This window comes from Streptomyces sp. NBC_00704 (assembly GCF_036226605.1).
GTDB lineage: Bacteria > Actinomycetota > Actinomycetes > Streptomycetales > Streptomycetaceae > Streptomyces.
In genome coordinates this window covers 5,181,711-5,198,165 of sequence record NZ_CP109000.1, presented here as the reverse complement: position 1 = coordinate 5,198,165, position 16,455 = coordinate 5,181,711, and the positions used below count along the sequence as shown (strand labels likewise).

Below are 16,455 nucleotides of genomic sequence, written 5' to 3'. Positions count from 1 at the left end.
TCGGACGGGCGGGGGCAAAGGGGCGGGGGGCGCAGGGGCGAGGGGAGCAGGGGCGGGTCATGCGGGTTCAGCCGCCCGCGGTGAGCGCACGGGCGGTGCGGGCGGTGAGTTCGGCGGCGGCCGGCGGGGTCGCGGAGCAGAAGACGCAGCGGTCGCCGATGACGTCGATGCCGCACCAGTGGCAGACGCTCTGCCGGACCGAGGCGACCAGTTGGTAGAGGACGGACAGGTCGGGCAGGTAGGCGCAGAACTCGATCGCCTTGCCGGTGCCCCACCAGTCGGCGGACTCGGCGGGCAGCGTCGTCTCCCGCAGCCCCTGGGCCTTCCAGGCGGGGGCGAGGACGTCGGTGACCCAGTCGGACTGGAGGTGGCCGCGTGCGACGAGCAGCCAGGTGCCGAACTCGGGTCCGGGCAGGACGGTTTCGGGTGTTGCCCGCACCAGTTGCGGCTGGGGGTGGGCGAGCACGCCGAACTGGCTGCCCGGGATCCAGGAGCGGGCGTGGGACTTCAGGCCGACGCCGGGGACGCGGTCGAGGCGGGCGACCGAGCCGAGGAGCGCTCCGGCGTGCAGGTAGTGGGTGAGCAGCCGGCCGGCGGAGGCGACGACGCCGGGGCCGAGGTCGCAGGAGGCGAGCTGGCGCAGCTGGCGGGCCAGGACGGCCACCGCGAGGGGCGGCAGGTCGGGGCGGAAGAGCGCGATGCGGTCGCTCTCCAGGAGCGAGCGGACGGTGTGCAGCCGCTGTTCGACGGCGGGCGGCACGGTCCGCGAGTACAGGACGATCACGTGCCCGTGCTGGTCGACGAGGGTCTGGACGGCGGCGAGGGCCTCGTCGAGCGGCCGGCGGTCCAGGTCGGCGAGGACGGCGGCGGGCAGCGTGCGTTCGTCCTGGGGCGGCAGCGCCAGGTCGGCTCCGGTCACGGCAATGGCTGTTGGCACGCGCAGCTCCCCGATTCCCGCGGTCCGGCCCACCGGAGTTACTCCGGTGCACCGGGGTGACTTCATTGCGTGACTACCTCAGCACTGTATCCAGCCCCCTGTGGCCGGAGAACAGCTTTCCGTAGCTGCCTGACAACTCTTCCGGGCGCAACTCGCAGCAAACCGGGGCAGGTTACGCGGCGCCCTCCTCCACGGGCCCTCCACGGGCGAAACCCTTGACAACAGAATTGGTCTGGACCAACTTGTTGTCATGTCCCCACTTAAGCACGTGACACGACTCTGGCCGGGAGCCGCGGGAGCCGTCGCCGCCGCCCTCGTCCTGTCCCTGACGGGCGCGGCTCAGGCGTCCGCCACGGACCTGAACAACGCCGGGAACGCGGGCTTCGAGGCCGGCCTGACCGGCTGGACCTGTACCGCCGGCAGCGGCACGACGGTCTCCTCCCCCGTGCACGGCGGCGCGTCCGCCCTCAAGGCGACGCCCGCCGGGCAGGACAACGCCCGCTGCGCGCAGACGGTCGCGGTGAAGCCCTCCTCCACCTACACGCTGAGCGCCTGGGTCCAGGGCGGCTACACCTACCTCGGCGTCACCGGCACCGGCACGACGGACGTCTCGACCTGGACCCCGGACTCACCGGCGTGGAAGCAGCTGTCGACGACGTTCACCACCGGGGCGTCCACGACCTCGGTGAGCGTGTACACGCACGGCTGGTACGGCCAGGCGGCCTACTACGCCGACGACGTCTCGGTGTTCGGGCCCGACGGCGGCGGGGGCGGCGACCCGGCGCCCACCGTGCCGTCCGCGCCGGGCGGTCTCACCGTCTCCGGCACGACGTCGTCGTCGGTGTCGCTGTCCTGGAACGCGGTGTCCGGCGCGACGGGCTACTCCGTCTACCGCGGCGGCGCGAAGGCGGCGACGGTGACCGGGACCTCCGCGACCGTGACCGGGCTGACCGCCTCGACCGCGTACACCTTCCAGGTCACGGCCGCCAACGCGGCGGGCGAGTCGGCGAAGTCGGCGGCGGTGACGGGCACCACCGCCGCGACCGGCGGAGACGGCGGGGGCGGCGGCGCCCTGCCCGGGCACGCCGTGACCGGGTACTGGCAGAACTTCGACAACGGCGCGACGGTCCAGAAGATCTCCGACGTTCCCGCGGCGTACGACATCATCGCGGTCGCCTTCGCCGACGCCGCCTCGACGCCGGGCGCGGTGTCCTTCACGCTGGACTCCGCCGGCCTCGGCGGCTACACCGTGGACCGCTTCAAGGCGGACGTCAGGGCCAAGCAGGCGGCCGGCAAGAAGGTCGTCATCTCCATCGGCGGCCAGAACGGCACGGTGTCCGTCAACGACGCCACGTCCGCGGCGAACTTCGCGAACTCGGTGTACGCGCTGATGCAGACGTACGGCTTCGACGGCGTCGACATCGACCTGGAGAACGGCCTCAACGCCACCTACATGTCCCAGGCGCTGCGCTCCCTGTCCGCGAAGGCGGGCCCGGGACTGATCCTGACCATGGCCCCGCAGACCATCGACATGCAGTCGACGTCGAACGCCTACTTCCAGACCGCGCTGAACGTGAAGGACATCCTCACGGTCGTCAACATGCAGTACTACAACAGCGGTTCGATGCTCGGCTGCGACGGCAAGGTCTACAGCCAGGGCTCGGTGGACTTCCTGACGGCGCTCGCCTGCATCCAGCTGGAGGGCGGCCTGTCCCCGTCCCAGGTCGGCCTCGGCGTGCCGGCCTCCACCCGCGGCGCCGGCAGCGGCTACGTCTCCCCGTCCGTGGTGAACAACGCCCTGGACTGTCTGACGAAGGGCGCCAACTGCGGCTCCTTCAAGCCCTCGAAGACCTATCCCGCACTGCGCGGCGCGATGACCTGGTCGACCAACTGGGACGCGACGGCGGGCAACGCCTGGTCGTCGGCGGTGGGCCCGCACGTGCACGGGCTGCCGTAGGACGGGCTGCCGCAGGACGGCGGGAACACCGCCCGCCACGGCCTGCGGCGCACCTCGGCACGGGGCTGCCCCCGTGGCGAGGTGCGCCGCTCGTCAGTGCCCCGCCGGGCGGTAGTGGCCCACCACCCAGGGCAGTTGGGCGAGCCAGGCCTGGAGCCGCTCCCTGGGCTTCGCCCGCACCACGCACTCGTACACCCTGCCGTCCAGGTGGACGACGGCGACCATCAGGGCCTTGCCGTCGGGGCTCGGCTTGTGGTGCACGCTGCGTATCTCGGGCCACGGGAAGTCGACCGTGATGTCGTACATCTCGAACGCGACGCCCGACGCGTCGACGACGACCGAGTTGTTCTTGTCGACCGCGAGGAACTCCGGCCCCGGCCCCGGCGGTCCGGGCTGCGGGGCGAACGGAGGCCGGCCGTACTGCGGCTGGGCGTACTGCGGCGGAACGGGCTGCGGCGGAACGGGCTGCGGCGGAACGGGCTGCGGCCCGGTCGCCCCCGGGGCGTACTGCGGCGGGGGCGGGCCGAAACCCGGGGGCACGGAAGGCGGTGGCGGCGGCTGGTCTGTCACAGCGAAAACCTACCCGGCGCCGCCGGCGGGCCCCGCTTTCGGTCCGCCGTGAAACATTTCCCGCCCCCCACCGCATCAGTGAGGTGAGGACAGCACGCCGACCGGCACAGGGGGAGCTTTCATGAGGCAGTCCGCACCCGCGGACGGGTACACCGAGTTCGCGGCGGCACGCGCCGGGCATCTGTACCGCTCGGCGTGCCTGCTCACCGCCGGGGACACGCACCTCGCCGAGGACCTGGTCCAGGAGACCCTCGGCAAGCTGTACCTGCGCTGGGCGCGCGTGTCCCGGGTGGACAACCCGGCCGGATACGCGCAGACCGTCCTCACCCGCGCCTTCCTCGCCCATCAGCGGCGGCGCAGCAGCCGCGAGCGGGCCGTCGCGGCCTTCCCCGAGGTCGCCGACGGCGGGGCGGCCGACATGCCGTTGCGGCTCACCCTGCTCCAGGCGCTGGGCCGGCTGCCTGCCAAGGACCGGGCCGTCGTGGTCCTGCGGTACTGGGAGGACCGCTCCGTCGAGGAGACCGCCGGGGCGATGAACGCCAGCTCGGCGGCGGTCCGCACGCGCTGCTCCCGGGCCCTCGTACGCCTGCGGGAGCTGCTCGGCGAGGACATGAGCGAGTACGCCAGACCCTGAGCCGCGGGTCTCCCGACGCCCGGCCGACGACGACGTCCATCCCCTTCCGCGAGAGACGGTGGTTTCCCCATGCCCGCAGACCAGCACACCGACCCCTTCGAGGAGCGGCTCGCCGCCGCCCTCCACGAGACCGGCGGCGCCTTCGGCAGCCCCGGCGGCGCGCTCGTGGCCGCCGGGGCAGCGCGCGGACAGCGGCTGCGGCTGCGGCGCAGGGCGGCCGTGGCGGGCGGCGCGGCCGGCCTGGCCCTCGCGGGTGTGGGCGGGGCGCTGCTGACGCCGTGGCAGGACGCGTCCGCCCCGAAGCCCCCCTCGCTCGCGGCCGACGGCAGCGCCGCGCCGAAGGCCTACTCGGCCGACGACGTGGTCCGCACCCTGCGCAAGCTGCTGCCGCGAGGAAAGTTCACCACCACCGACGCGCGTGGCACCGACGGGGACCTGCCCCCGCTCGCGGCGGGTGCGTTCGACGACGGCAAAGGCGTGGGGTCCGTCTCCGTGAGCCTCGACCGGGTCCGCTCGAACGGCACCCACAAGCTCGATCCGTCCACCGCCGTGACGCCCTGCCCGGAGAAGGGCGGGCAGTCGCCCTTCGAGAGTTGCAGCACCGGGCTGCTGCCCGACGGGTCGGCGATCACCGTCTATCGGGGTTACGAGTATCCCGACCGCCGCGCGGAAACCAAGGCGTGGGGGGCGGACCTGGTCACCCCGGCCGGGCACCATGTCAGCGTCGGCGAGTGGAACGCCGCCGCGGAGAAGGACAAGCCGGTGACCCGGCCCGAACCGCCGCTGACGGTCGCCGGGCTGAAGGCCCTGGCCGCGGCCCCCGACTGGCGCCGGATCATCGACGCCATGCCCGAGGAGAAGGAGCGGGTCCCCTCGCCGGGGTCGTCCGGCTCCGCCGCCCCGCGCGGGGAGATGACCGGCTGGCTCATCCTGCGCAAGCTCACCCTCCTGCTGCCCAAGGACCTGAAGCGCGTCGCGCACGGCAGCCAGGAGACGGGCTACGCCTACTTCGTCGTCGACGACGGCAAGGGCGGCAGCCTGGTCCAGGTCAACGTGCAGCCGGGAATGTCCGACACGGCCGGCGAGTTGTTCGGCTCCGACGCCGAGACGCTGGCCGACGGCACACGCGTCGCGACCCGGCAGGGACCGGGCGAGAAGGGCGGCGAGGGCGTCGTGATGTGGACCGTCGACACCCTGCGCAAGGACGGCCTGCGGGTGGTGATCAGCGCCTTCAACTCCGCTGCACAGGACCGGTCGGCGACGCGCGAGGAGCCCGCCCTGACGATCGGGCAGCTGCGGGCGATCGCGCTCAGCCCGCGGTGGCGCGGCTCCGAGGACTGACGAGGAAACCGGCGATGGACTGGCCTTCCGGCTCGGGCCCGGGCGTCGGCGACACAGAGCGCCGCGCCGCCGGCCGCGAACGCGACGCGCGACCGGCCGTGCGATCCGCCGCGCCGCCGCCCGGGCCGCCGCTCAGAAGACGTCCCCCCACGGCTGGTCCCAGATCTGCTTCACGCACAGCACCAGGAACAGCAGGCCCGCCAGCACCAGCATCGCGTTGCTCAGCAGTCCGTTGCGCCACGGGTGGGGCGTGCGCGCGGAGTTCAGCAGCCACAGCAGCGTCCCCGCCAGGAAGGGCAGGAAGGCCGCGCCCAGCACGCCGTACAGGATGATCAGGCGGAACGGCTGCCCCTGGAAGAGCAGCACGATCGGCGGGAACGTCAGCCACAGCAGGTAGGCCCGGAAGGGCCAGGACCGCTCCCGGTCGCCGGAGGCCACGTGCGCGGCGGCGGTGGACGAGGAGGAGGAGGGGGAAGGGGAGGGGGTTGAGCCGGGGGCGGAGGTGGCGGTGGTGGTCTCGGCGCGGTCGCGGTAGCGGGCCACGAAGTCGGCGAACATCAGGCTGACGCCGTGCCAGACGCCGATCAGCGAGGTGAAGGAGGTGGCGAAGAAGCCGATCAGGAAGAACGTGGCCGTCGCGCTCCCGTACCGCGCCTCCAGGATGTCGCTCAGCTGGACGAGCCCCTTGTCGCCGCTCGCGATCGCCACGTTCGCGGAGTGCAGCAGCTCCGCGCCGACGAAGAGCATGGCGACGACGAACACGCCGGTGGTGAGGTAGGCGATCCGGTTGTCGAGCCGCATCACCTTCATCCAGCCCGCGTTGGTCCAGCCCTTGGCGTTGACCCAGTACCCGTACGCGGCGAGGGTGATGGTGCCGCCCACGCCGCCGATCAGGCCGAGGGTGTTGAGGACGGAGTCCTTCTCGTCCGGCAGGACCGGCAGCAGGCCCGCGAACGCCTCGCCGAGGTGGGGGGTGACGCGGACCGCCAGATAGACGGTCACCACGAACATGACGCCCACCAGGACCGTCATGACCTTCTCGAAGACGGCGTACTTGTTGAACCACACGAACACCAGGCCGACCAGCCCGCAGGCGACGGCCCACCACCGCAGGTCCATCACGTCCGGGAACAGCGCCTGGAGCGGCAGCGCGCTCGACGACATCGCCGCCGCGCCGTAGACGAAGCCCCAGACGACGACGTAGGCGACGAAGAACCACGTCGTCCAGCGGCCCAGGCTCGCCCAGCCGTCGAAGAGGGTGCGGCCGGTGGCCAGGTGCCAGCGGCCGGCCGCCTCGGCGAGGGAGATCTTGACGAGGCAGCCGACGATCGCCGCCCAGAGCAGGGTGTAGCCGAAGTTGCTGCCCGCGATGAGCGTGGCCACCAGGTCGCCGGCGCCGACGCCGGTCGCGGCGACCACGATGCCGGGGCCGATGTACTTCCAACTGGATTTGCGCGGTGCGGCGTTGTCGTCGCTTCCGGGTGGAGTGCCGGTGGTCGTGGAATGTCCCGTGGAGTTTCCCGTGGGGGGTCCCGTGGTGTCCGCCATGAGGTCAAGAAAGCCCAAAGACACACGGGCGGCAAGAGGGCGTGCGCGATCTCCACCCGATGTGCTCACCGGGCTCGCGCGTGTGATCGCTTTCCGCGGATGGGGCCGCAATTACACTTCTCGGCCGGTCATGCGCCGTTCTTCGCATGGTTCCGGCCATCAGCGCTTTGTCCTCCCTTGACCTGTCCATGCCACGCATCGACGATGTGCGGCACCGCACCGCCGCACCCGGCACACGCACCGCCCCCCACGCCCCGACTCCCCACGAGGAGAGTTCATGCGACTTCGCATCCGCGGCTCAGGCGCCGCCGGCGGCCGGCGCACCGCCGTCCTCGCCGCCCTGCTGGCCCTCACCCTCGCGGCGCCCCTGTCGACGACGGTCACCGACGCGGCGGCGGGCGGCGCCCCGAGGACCGCGCCGTCCGCCGACGACGTCCGGCAGTACGAGGTCCACGTCCGGCACAGCACCCCGCACCTGCGCACCGCGATCGCCGCGTCCGGGGTGAGCGTCGACGAAGCCGACGAGGAGCGCGTCGTGGTCTCCGGCCGCGCCGAGCAGATCCGCCGCCTGCGCGCCCAGGGCTACGAGGTCTCCGCGCTGGGCGCGGTCCCGGACCGGGCCGGGCAGGACGGCAGACGGCTCTTCGACTTCCCCTCCGCCGACGCGAAGTACCACAACTACGCCGAGATGACGGCGGAGATCGACCAGCGCGTCGCCGCCCACCCCGCCATCATGAGCAAGCGCGTCATCGGCAGGTCCTACCAGGGCCGGGACATCGTGGCCGTCAAGATCAGCGACAACGTGGGAGTCGACGAGGCCGAGCCCGAGGTGCTGTTCACCCACCACCAGCACGCCCGCGAGCACCTCACCGTGGAGATGGCGCTCTACCTGATCCGCGAACTGAGCGCGGGCTACGGGTCGGACCCGCGGGTGACGAGCATGGTCGACGGCCGCGAGATCTGGATCGTCCCCGACCTCAACCCGGACGGCGGCGAGTACGACATCGCCACCGGCTCCTACCGCTCCTGGCGCAAGAACCGCCAGCCCGACTCCGGCTCCTCGTACGTCGGCACGGACCTCAACCGCAACTGGGACTTCAAGTGGGGCTGCTGCGGCGGCTCTTCGGGCTCCAGGTCGTCGGAGACCTACCGGGGCGCGTCCGCCGGGTCGGCGCCCGAGGTCAAGGTGGTGGCCGACTTCGTGCGCGGCCGGGTGGTGGGCGGCAGGCAGCAGATCACCGCCGGGATCGACTTCCACACGTACAGCGAACTCGTGCTCTGGCCGTTCGGGTACACCTACTCCGACACGGCGAGCGGCATGACCGCGGACGACAACGCCGCGTTCAAGGCCGTCGGGCGCAAGATGGCCGCGAGCAACGGGTACACGGCCGAACAGTCGAGCGACCTCTACCTCACCGACGGGTCGATCGACGACTATCTCTGGGGCACGCAGAAGATCTTCTCGTACACCTTCGAGATGTATCCGGCGTCCGGTGCGGGAGGCGGGTTCTACCCGCCCGACGAGGTCATCGAGCGGGAGACCTCCCGCAACCGGGACGCCGTGCTGCAACTCCTGGAGAACGCGGACTGCATGTACCGGTCCATCGGCAAGCAGAGCCAGTACTGCGCCTGACCACCGGTCACCGCGCCCGGCTAGTCGGCGTCCTTGACGTCGGAGCCGGTGTCGGCGTCAGCATCCTTCACGTCGGCGTCCGGGTCCTCGGCGTCGCCTTCTTCGAAGTAGGCGTCGAGGACCGCGTCGAGCTGCTCCTCCCACTCCTGGAAGCGCGCCCTGGCCGTGGCCTCGATCTCGATCGGGTACCAGCGACGGTCGGGGGTGTGCACCGTGATGGTGAACCGCTTGCCGAACCGCGGCGACTCGGTCTCGACGGCGCCGATCTCGTCCCAGCGGAACTCGCACGCCTCCTCGTCGAGCCGCAGGCGCACGCCCCGCGCGTCGGCGGTGAACCGGGCACGGCGGTCGGCGGCCTCGAAGACGGGACCGTCGGCGGGCTCCTCCGCACCGGGGGCGTCCGGCCCTTCGGCGGCGCCCTCCTCGGCGACGGGCTCCGCGCCGCCCGCACCGGCGCCCTTCGCGTCCGCGCCCTTCGCGTTCGCGGTCTTCGCGTCCGCGCCCTTCGCGTCCTCGGCCTTCACCTCCCCGGCGTCGACGGCCTCGTCCCCGGGCTGCGGCCCGTCCGCCGCCTTCGCGGCCGCGGGCGACGTGAGCCCGGGGATGAATGCCGGGTCGAATCCGGCGCCCTCCAGGGGCTGGCTGCTCGAACCTATGCGCTGCTCCACAGCGGGCAGTATGGTCGAAGATCCTGTGCCGGACACAGCCAGCCCCTACTTCGTTACGGGACTCGCGCACCGGGACCCGGGTGAGACCTAGACGAAGAGGCTCAATACGGCCGCCATCGCGAACCCGGCCAGCGAGAGCACCGTCTCCAGCACGGTCCACGTCCGCAGCGTGTCGCGCTCGCTGATGCCGAAGTACTTGGCCACCATCCAGAATCCGCCGTCGTTGACATGGCTGGCGAAGATCGAGCCCGCCGACACGGCCATGATGACGAGGGCCACGAAGGCCTGCGAGTGGTCGCCCTCGGCGAGCAGCGGCGCCACGATGCCCGCCGTCGTCACGATGGCCACCGTCGCCGAGCCCTGGGCGACCCGCAGCACCACCGAGATCAGGTAGGACAGCACGATCACCGGCAGGCCCACGTCGTTGAAGGTGTCCGAGAGCGCCTGGGCCACCCCGCTCGCCTTCAGGACGGCGCCGAAGACCCCGCCCGCGCCGACGACCAGCAGGATGTTGCCGACCGGCTTCAGCGAGGCCGTCGAGACCGTCTCCAGCGACTTGCGGGACCAGCCGCGCCGGATGCCCAGCAGGTAGTAGGCGAGCAGCAGGGCGATGGTCAGGGCCACGAAGGGGCTGCCGAAGAACTCGATCACCGAGCGTCCCGTGGAGGGGTCCAGGGCGATCGAGGAGAACGTGGCGGCGAGGATGAGCACCAGCGGCGTGCCGATGATCCCGACGACCGTGCCGAGCGGCACCGGGTCCTCGCGCGGCGTCACGCCCTGCGCCCGCTGCTCCGCGACGACGGCCTGCTTCGCCTCGGCCGTCGCCTCGACCATGTCCTGCGGCACGGCGACGAAGATGCGGCGGCCGACCCACGCCGCGTACGCCCAGGCCGCGAGCACCGCCGGGACGCCGCAGACGACGCCCATGAGGATGACCCGGCCGAGGTCGACGTGGAGGAGTCCGGCGGCCGCGACGGGGCCGGGGTGCGGCGGCAGGAACGCGTGGGTCATCGACAGGCCGGCGAGCAGCGGCAGGCAGTACAGCAGGATCGATTTGCCGCCGCGCCGGGCGGCCGCGTAGACGATCGGGGCGAGCACGAAGATGCCGACGTCGAAGAAGACCGGGATGCCGAAGATCAGGCCGGTCAGCCCCATGGCGAGGGGCGCGCGCCGTTCGCCGAACAGGCCGAGCAGCCGGGACGCCAGCACCTCGGCCCCGCCGCTGACTTCGAGGACCGCCCCGAGCATGGTGCCCAGGCCGATGATGATCGCGACATGGCCGAGGATGCCGCCCATGCCGGACTCGACGGTGGAGACGGCGTCCGAGCGCTGGACGGTGCCGAACAGCTCGGTGACGGACAGTCCGGCCAGCAGGCCGACGGCTATGGAGACGGCCAGGAGCGCCACGAAGGGCTGGAGTCTGACCTTGATGATCAGGTAGAGGAGGAGGGCGATGCCGAGGGCGGCGACCGTCAGCAGGCCCGCGGTGCCGTCGATCAGCAGGAGCAGCCCGCCGGTGTGGGGCGGGGCCCCGGCGGGGGCGGCCGCCGCGAGGGAGGAGGAGACGGGGGACATGGGCGACATGGGGGTCCTCTGGGGAGGTGCATCGGGCTTTCGGGCAGGGGGGATCGCGGCACGGCGCACCCCTGCGAGGGGGGCGCCGCGCCGTGCAGCCGTACGGGGTGAGGGGTACGGGGTCAGGCAGGCAGGCGGGCCGGCGGGCCGGCGGGCCGGCGGGCCGGCGGGAGAAGGGGGCCGGACGGGAGGGAGGGGGCGGCGGGAGCCGAAAGGGGGCGGCGGGAGCCGGGTTCGGCCGGGCGGTCGCGGGCCGGACGGCCGGGGGCGGGTGCGGGGGCGGGTACGGGGGCGGGCGGTCGTCAGCCGAGGACGGCGAGCGCGTCGATCTCGATCAGGAGGCCCGCCGGGAGGCCGACGTAGACGGTGGTGCGGGCGGCGGGCGGGGCGGTGAGGGCCTGCTCCCCGAAGTAGGCGTCGTACAGCTCGTTGAACTCGGCGAAGTGCGCGGTGTCGGTCAGGTAGACGCGGATCATCATCACGTCGTCCCAACTCGCGCCGCCCTCCTCGAGGATCGCCTTGACGTTGGCGAGGGTCTGCAGGGTCTGCTCGCGCAGCGTGGGCCCGGCGGGGACCGGGGGCCTGCCCTGCTCGGCGGGGAGGAAGCCGACCTGGCCCGCCACCTGGAGGATGTTGCCCTTCTTCACGCCGTGCGAGAACTTCGCGGGCGGGGTGGTGTGCGTGCCGGGGGTGAGCGCGGTCTTGTCGGTCATGCGGCGTTCAGTCCTTCGCTGCTTGCGTGATCGGGTTTCTGCCGGAGTACTCGCCGCTGACGGCGTCCGCCGCGCGGCGCACCAGGGGGAGCAGGGTGAGGAGTTCGTCGGCGGTGACGACGACGTTCGGCGCGGAGACCGACATCGCCGCGACCACCCGGCCGTCGGCGCCGCGGATCGGCGCGGCGACGCAGTTGATGGACTCCTCGTGGCCGCCGAGGTCGGTGGCCCAGCCCTGCTCGCGCACCTTCTCCAGCTCCCGCAGGAACGCGGGGGCGCTGGGCGTCGAGCGGGCCGTGTAGAGGGGGTAGTCGAGCTTCTCGGCGACGGCCCGGCGCTCGGGCTCGGGCAGGTCGGCGAGGAGCAGCTTGGCGACGGCGGCGACCGTGATGGCGACGGGCCGGCCGATCCGCGAGTACATGCGCACCGGGTAGCGGCTCTCCACCTTGTCGATGTAGAGGACCTCGCCCTCCTCGTACACGGCGAGGTGGACGGTGTGGCCGCAGGCCTCGTTGAGGCGGGCGAGGTGCGGGTGGGCGATCTCGCGGACGTCGAGGTTCTCCATCGCCTCCTGGGCGAGGGCGAAGAGGCGGGCGCCGAGGCGGTAGCGCTGGTCGGACTGGCGGTAGACGAGGCCGTGTTCGTGGAGGGTGCGCAGCAGCCGCAGGGCGGTCGACTTGTGCACGCCGAGGCGGTCGGCGACCTGTCCGAGGTCGGCGGGGCCTTCGGCGAGCAGGGGCAGGATGCTCAGGGCGCGGTCGACGGTCTGGCTCATGGGGTGCGTGCCTCCTCCGGTGCGGCCGGGGCTTGCGTCCAGCCCGGGCCGAGTCGCAGTCTCCCCCACGCGGTGTCGTCGAGGGCGGCGAGGCGGTCGGCGTGGTCGCGGGCGGGCGGCGTGGCGAGGTCGCCGGGGACGGTGAGGGCGGCGGCGGCCGTCAGGTGCCCGTGCCGGAGCCGGTCGCGCAGGGGCAGGCCGCGCAGGGTCGCGGAGAGGAACCCGGCGGCGAAGGCGTCCCCGGCGCCGACGGCGGCGACGACGTCGACCCGCGGGGCGGGGACGTGCAGGACGTGTTCCCGGTCGAAGACGGTCGCTCCGCGCGCCCCCTGCTTGACGACGAGCACCTCGGGGCCGGGCAGCGCGTGCCGTACGGCGTCGGCGCCGTCCAGTCCCCACAGGTCGGCCGCCTCGTCCTCGCCGACGAACACGAGGTCGGCGCCGCGGGCCAGTTCGAGCAGGACGCGGGGGCTGTTGCCGTCCGTCCACAGCCGGGGGCGGTGGTTGACGTCGAAGGAGACGAGGGGCCGGCCGGGCCGGCGGGCGGTGAGTTCGCGCAGCAGGCCGAGGCAGGTCGCGGAGAGGGCCGCGGTGATGCCGGTGAGGTGGAGCACGCGGGCGGCGTGCACGGCGTCGAGGTCGACGGCGGCCGCGGACATCGCGGAGGCGGCGGACCCGGCGCGGTAGTAGGCGACCTCGTGGTCGTCGCCGGCCCGGTCGGCGGCGGTGCGGAAGTAGACGCCGGTGGGGCGGCCGGGGTCGCGCCGCACGCGGCTCACGTCGACGCCGTAGGAGCCGATCGTCTCGACGAGGTGGTCGCCGAAGCCGTCCGCCCCGACGCGGCTGACCCAGCGCGCGGGGTGTCCGGCCGCCGCCAGGACGCAGACGACGTTGGACTCCGCGCCGCCGATGCCCCGGTCGAAGGAGGGCACGTCGGCGAGGCGTCCGGGCCGGGTGGGCAGGAGGGCGACCATGGACTCGCCGAGCGCGACGACGTCCACGACGCCGGGGGCGTCGCCGGGTCCGATGGCGGTCACGTCGTCGTGGCTCCGTAGGGCAGTGCGGGCCGGCTCATCCGTTGACCCCGCGTTGGCCGAGATGTTAGACAGCGGTAAGCGACATACGCAATGGACGTTGCAGGTGCTGCAACGCTCCTGATCAGGGAGGTTCCATGAGTACCGAGGCACTGGCGGCGCTCGCCCGGCTGGCCGGGGAACGCGTCGACCACCGCTTCAAGGGCCTCCCCCCGGACGCCGCCGGCCTCACCGTGGGCGAGCTGGCCGCCCAGCGCCGCAACCTGTTCACGGGCGGGTTCACCACCCCCGTCCTGGCCCTGTCCGCGGAGCGGCTGGAGCACAACCTCGCGCTCATGGAGACGTACGCGACCCGGCACGGCCTCGCCTTCGCCCCGCACGGCAAGACGTCCATGGCCCCGCAGCTGTTCCGCCGCCAGATCGACCGCGGCGCCTGGGGCATCACCCTGGCGGTCCCGCACCAGGTGTGGGTGGCGCGGGCGTACGGCGTCCAGCGGGTCTTCCTCGCCAACGAGCTGGTGGACCCGGCCGCGCTGCGCCGGATCTCCGCCGAGCTGGACCGCGACGAGGGCTTCCGCTTCGTCTGCTACGTCGACTCCGTGCGCGGCGTCGGGCTGATGGACGCGGCCCTGCGCGGCGCGCGCCGCCCGCTCGACGTCGTCGTCGAACTGGCCGCGGGCGACGGGGCCCGCACCGGTGTGCGCACGGAGCGGGAGTGCGCGGCGGTCGCCGACGCGGTGGCCGCCGCGCCCGCCCTGCGGCTGGTGGGGGTGGCGGGCTACGAGGGCGAGGTGCCGGGGGCCGACCCGCAGCGGGTGCACGCCTGGCTGCGGCGGCTGGTCGCCCTCGCCGCCGGCTTCGACGCGGCGGGCCGGTTCGCGGACGTGGAGGAGATCGTCGTGAGCGCGGGCGGCAGCGCCTGGTTCGACGCGGTCGCCGAGGTGTTCGCCGGCATCGGCGAACTGTCCCGGCCGGTGCTGAAGCTGCTGCGCTCGGGCGCGTACGTCTCGCACGACGACGGCCACTACCGCAGGCTGACGCCGTTCAACCGGGTGCCCGAGGAGGGCGCGCTGGAGCCCGCGTTCCGGCTGTGGACCCAGGTCGTCTCGCGCCCCTCCCCCGGCCAGGCGTTCGTCAACGCGGGCAAACGGGACGCGGCCTACGACCTCGACCTGCCCGTCGCGCAGACGATCCGCCGCGACGGCGCCGAACGCCCCGCCACCGGCGTCGAGGTGACCGCCCTGTCCGACCAGCACGCCTGGCTGCGCACCACCGCCGGCGCGGACGTCGAGGTCGGCGACTGGATCGGCCTGGGCCTGTCGCACCCCTGCACGTCCTTCGACAAGTGGCCGCTGATCCCGCTCGCCGAGGCGGACGGCACGGTCGTCGACTACATCCGCACGTTCTTCTAGAGCACCGGGCCGGAGGCCACCATGGAAGACCTCGTCATCCGGGACGCGGACGTCGTCGACGGCACCGGCGCGGACTCCTACCGCGCGGACGTGGTGATCGACGACGGCAGGATCGTCTCCATCGTCAAGGAGGCGGCGGCCGCGGGCTGTCTGCGCCCGAAGGCCGTGCGGGAGTTGGACGCCGAGGGGCTCGTCCTGTCCCCCGGCTTCATCGACATGCACGCCCACAGCGACCTCGCCCTGCTGCGCGACCCCGACCACAGCGCCAAGGCCGCGCAGGGCGTCACCCTCGAAGTCCTCGGCCAGGACGGCCTGTCGTACGCGCCGGTCGACGGGCCCACACTGGACGGCGTGCGCCGGGCCGTCGCCGGGTGGAACGGCCCCGGCGACGACGTCGACTTCGACTGGCGGTCGGTCGGCGAGTACCTGGACCGGCTGGACCACGGCTTCGGGGGCCGCGGCATCGCCGTCAACGCGGCCTACCTCGTCCCCCAGGGCACGGTCCGCGCCCTCGTCGTCGGCTGGGAGGACCGCCCGGCCACGGCGCGCGAACGGGACCGGATGCGGCGGCTGGTGGCGGAGGGCCTGGAGCAGGGCGCGGTCGGCATGTCGTCCGGGCTGACGTACACGCCCGGCATGTACGCGGGGAACGCCGAACTGACCGAGCTGTGCCGGGTGGTGGCGCGGTACGGCGGCTACTACTGCCCGCACCACCGCAGTTACGGCGCCGGCGCGCTGGAGGCGTACGCGGAGATGGTCGAGCTGACCCGCGAGGCGGGCTGCCCGCTGCACCTCGCCCACGCCACCATGAACTTCGGCGTGAACGAGGGCCGGGCGCCGGACCTGCTCGCCCTGCTCGACGAGGCGCTCGGCGCGGGCGCCGACATCAGCCTCGACACCTACCCCTACACGCCCGGCTGCACCACGCTCGCGGCCCTGCTGCCCAGCTGGGCGAGCGAGGGCGGCCCGCGCGAGGTCCTGCGCCGGCTGGCCGACGACGCGACGGCCGAGCGCATCCGCCACGACCTGGAGGTGACCGGCGCGGACGGCTGCCACGGGGTGCCGGTGGACTGGGGGACGATCGAGATCTCGGGGGTGACGGACCCGGCGCTCGGCGGCTTCGTCGGCCGCACGGTCCGCGCGTCGGCCGAACGGCTGGGCGAGGACCCGTGGACGACCGCGCGCCGTCTGCTGATCGACGACGGGCTCGGGCCGACGATCCTCCAGCACGTCGGCCACGAGGAGAACGTGCGCGCGATCATGCGCCACCGCGTCCACACGGGCGGCTCCGACGGCCTGCTGACGGGCGCGAAGCCGCACCCGCGCGCGTACGGCACGTTCCCGCGCTATCTCGGCCACTACACGCGGGAGCTGGGGATCCTCACGCTGGAGGAGTGCGTGGCCCACCTGACCGGCCGCCCGGCGGCCCGGCTGCGGCTGCCGGACCGCGGTCTGGTCCGCGAGGGGTACCGGGCCGACCTGGTGCTGTTCGACCCGCGCACGGTGGCGGCGGGCTCGACGTACGACTCCCCGCGCACCCTGCCCACGGGCATCCCGCACGTCCTGGTCGACGGCCGCTTCGTCGTCGAGGACGGCCGGCGCACGGACGTGCTGGCGGGGCGGGCGGTCCGTCGCAGTCCCGTGTGACGGGACGCCCC

General features: G+C 73.2%; 14 protein-coding genes. 6 read left to right on the top strand and 8 right to left on the bottom strand.

Going from position 1 to position 16,455, the window contains the following annotated elements:
* Positions 1–67: 67 nt before the first annotated feature.
* On the bottom strand, positions 68–937 hold the full coding sequence (locus tag OG802_RS22670) for a hypothetical protein (protein ID WP_329413129.1): 870 nt from the start codon (positions 935–937) through the stop codon (positions 68–70).
* A gap of 250 nt (positions 938–1,187) precedes the next feature.
* Between OG802_RS22670 and OG802_RS22665 the strand changes: the two genes are divergently transcribed.
* On the top strand, positions 1,188–2,894 hold the full coding sequence (locus OG802_RS22665) for a chitinase (RefSeq protein ID WP_329413127.1): 1,707 nt from the start codon (positions 1,188–1,190) through the stop codon (positions 2,892–2,894).
* Positions 2,895–2,987: 93 nt separating this feature from the next.
* Here OG802_RS22665 and OG802_RS22660 read toward each other — a convergent pair whose 3' ends face one another.
* On the bottom strand, positions 2,988–3,464 hold the full coding sequence (locus OG802_RS22660; RefSeq protein WP_329413126.1) for a hypothetical protein: 477 nt from the start codon (positions 3,462–3,464) through the stop codon (positions 2,988–2,990).
* A 121-nt stretch (positions 3,465–3,585) separates the two neighbouring features.
* On the opposite strand from OG802_RS22660, the gene OG802_RS22655 reads away from it, so the two are divergent.
* Both OG802_RS22655 and OG802_RS22650 read left to right on the top strand, forming a co-directional pair.
* On the top strand, positions 3,586–4,098 hold the full coding sequence (locus tag OG802_RS22655) for a SigE family RNA polymerase sigma factor (RefSeq protein WP_329413124.1): 513 nt from the start codon (positions 3,586–3,588) through the stop codon (positions 4,096–4,098).
* A 69-nt stretch (positions 4,099–4,167) separates the two neighbouring features.
* Positions 4,168–5,439: a hypothetical protein gene (locus tag OG802_RS22650; RefSeq protein ID WP_329413122.1), complete on the top strand. Its 1,272-nt coding sequence runs from the start codon at positions 4,168–4,170 to the stop codon at positions 5,437–5,439.
* A 132-nt stretch (positions 5,440–5,571) separates the two neighbouring features.
* Here the strand turns inward: OG802_RS22650 and OG802_RS22645 are convergent, their stop codons facing one another.
* Positions 5,572–6,987 carry an Nramp family divalent metal transporter gene (locus OG802_RS22645; protein ID WP_329413120.1) on the bottom strand — a complete coding sequence of 472 codons (1,416 nt, stop codon included), beginning with the start codon at positions 6,985–6,987 and terminating at the stop codon, positions 5,572–5,574.
* Positions 6,988–7,264: 277 nt separating this feature from the next.
* On the opposite strand from OG802_RS22645, the gene OG802_RS22640 reads away from it, so the two are divergent.
* Positions 7,265–8,620, top strand: a complete 1,356-nt coding sequence (locus OG802_RS22640; RefSeq protein WP_329413118.1) for a M14 family metallopeptidase — start codon at positions 7,265–7,267, stop codon at positions 8,618–8,620.
* A 20-nt stretch (positions 8,621–8,640) separates the two neighbouring features.
* Here the strand turns inward: OG802_RS22640 and OG802_RS22635 are convergent, their stop codons facing one another.
* The 5 genes from OG802_RS22635 to OG802_RS22615 all read right to left on the bottom strand — a co-directional run bounded on the left by OG802_RS22635 (position 8,641) and on the right by OG802_RS22615 (position 13,388).
* Positions 8,641–9,288, bottom strand: a complete 648-nt coding sequence (locus OG802_RS22635; RefSeq protein WP_329413116.1) for a hypothetical protein — start codon at positions 9,286–9,288, stop codon at positions 8,641–8,643.
* Positions 9,289–9,375: 87 nt separating this feature from the next.
* Positions 9,376–10,863 (bottom strand): GntP family permease, encoded by a 1,488-nt coding sequence (locus tag OG802_RS22630; protein ID WP_329417311.1) that lies wholly within the window; start codon positions 10,861–10,863, stop codon positions 9,376–9,378.
* A 302-nt stretch (positions 10,864–11,165) separates the two neighbouring features.
* A complete protein-coding gene (locus tag OG802_RS22625) occupies positions 11,166–11,576 on the bottom strand; it encodes a RidA family protein (protein ID WP_329413115.1) in 411 nt (136 codons plus the stop codon).
* Positions 11,577–11,583: 7 nt separating this feature from the next.
* Entirely contained in the window at positions 11,584–12,351 is a 768-nt protein-coding gene (locus OG802_RS22620) for an IclR family transcriptional regulator (protein WP_329413113.1), read from the bottom strand.
* The gene (locus OG802_RS22615) at positions 12,348–13,388 is read right to left on the bottom strand and encodes a sugar kinase (protein ID WP_329413111.1); all 1,041 of its coding nucleotides are present in this window, start codon (positions 13,386–13,388) and stop codon (positions 12,348–12,350) included. Before OG802_RS22615 ends, OG802_RS22620 begins: the two co-directional genes overlap by 4 nt.
* Positions 13,389–13,522: 134 nt before the next feature.
* Between OG802_RS22615 and OG802_RS22610 the strand changes: the two genes are divergently transcribed.
* On the top strand, positions 13,523–14,797 hold the full coding sequence (locus tag OG802_RS22610) for an amino acid deaminase (RefSeq protein ID WP_329413110.1): 1,275 nt from the start codon (positions 13,523–13,525) through the stop codon (positions 14,795–14,797).
* A 21-nt stretch (positions 14,798–14,818) separates the two neighbouring features.
* Positions 14,819–16,444: an N-acyl-D-amino-acid deacylase family protein gene (locus OG802_RS22605; RefSeq protein ID WP_329413108.1), complete on the top strand. Its 1,626-nt coding sequence runs from the start codon at positions 14,819–14,821 to the stop codon at positions 16,442–16,444.
* Positions 16,445–16,455: the final 11 nt, after the last annotated feature.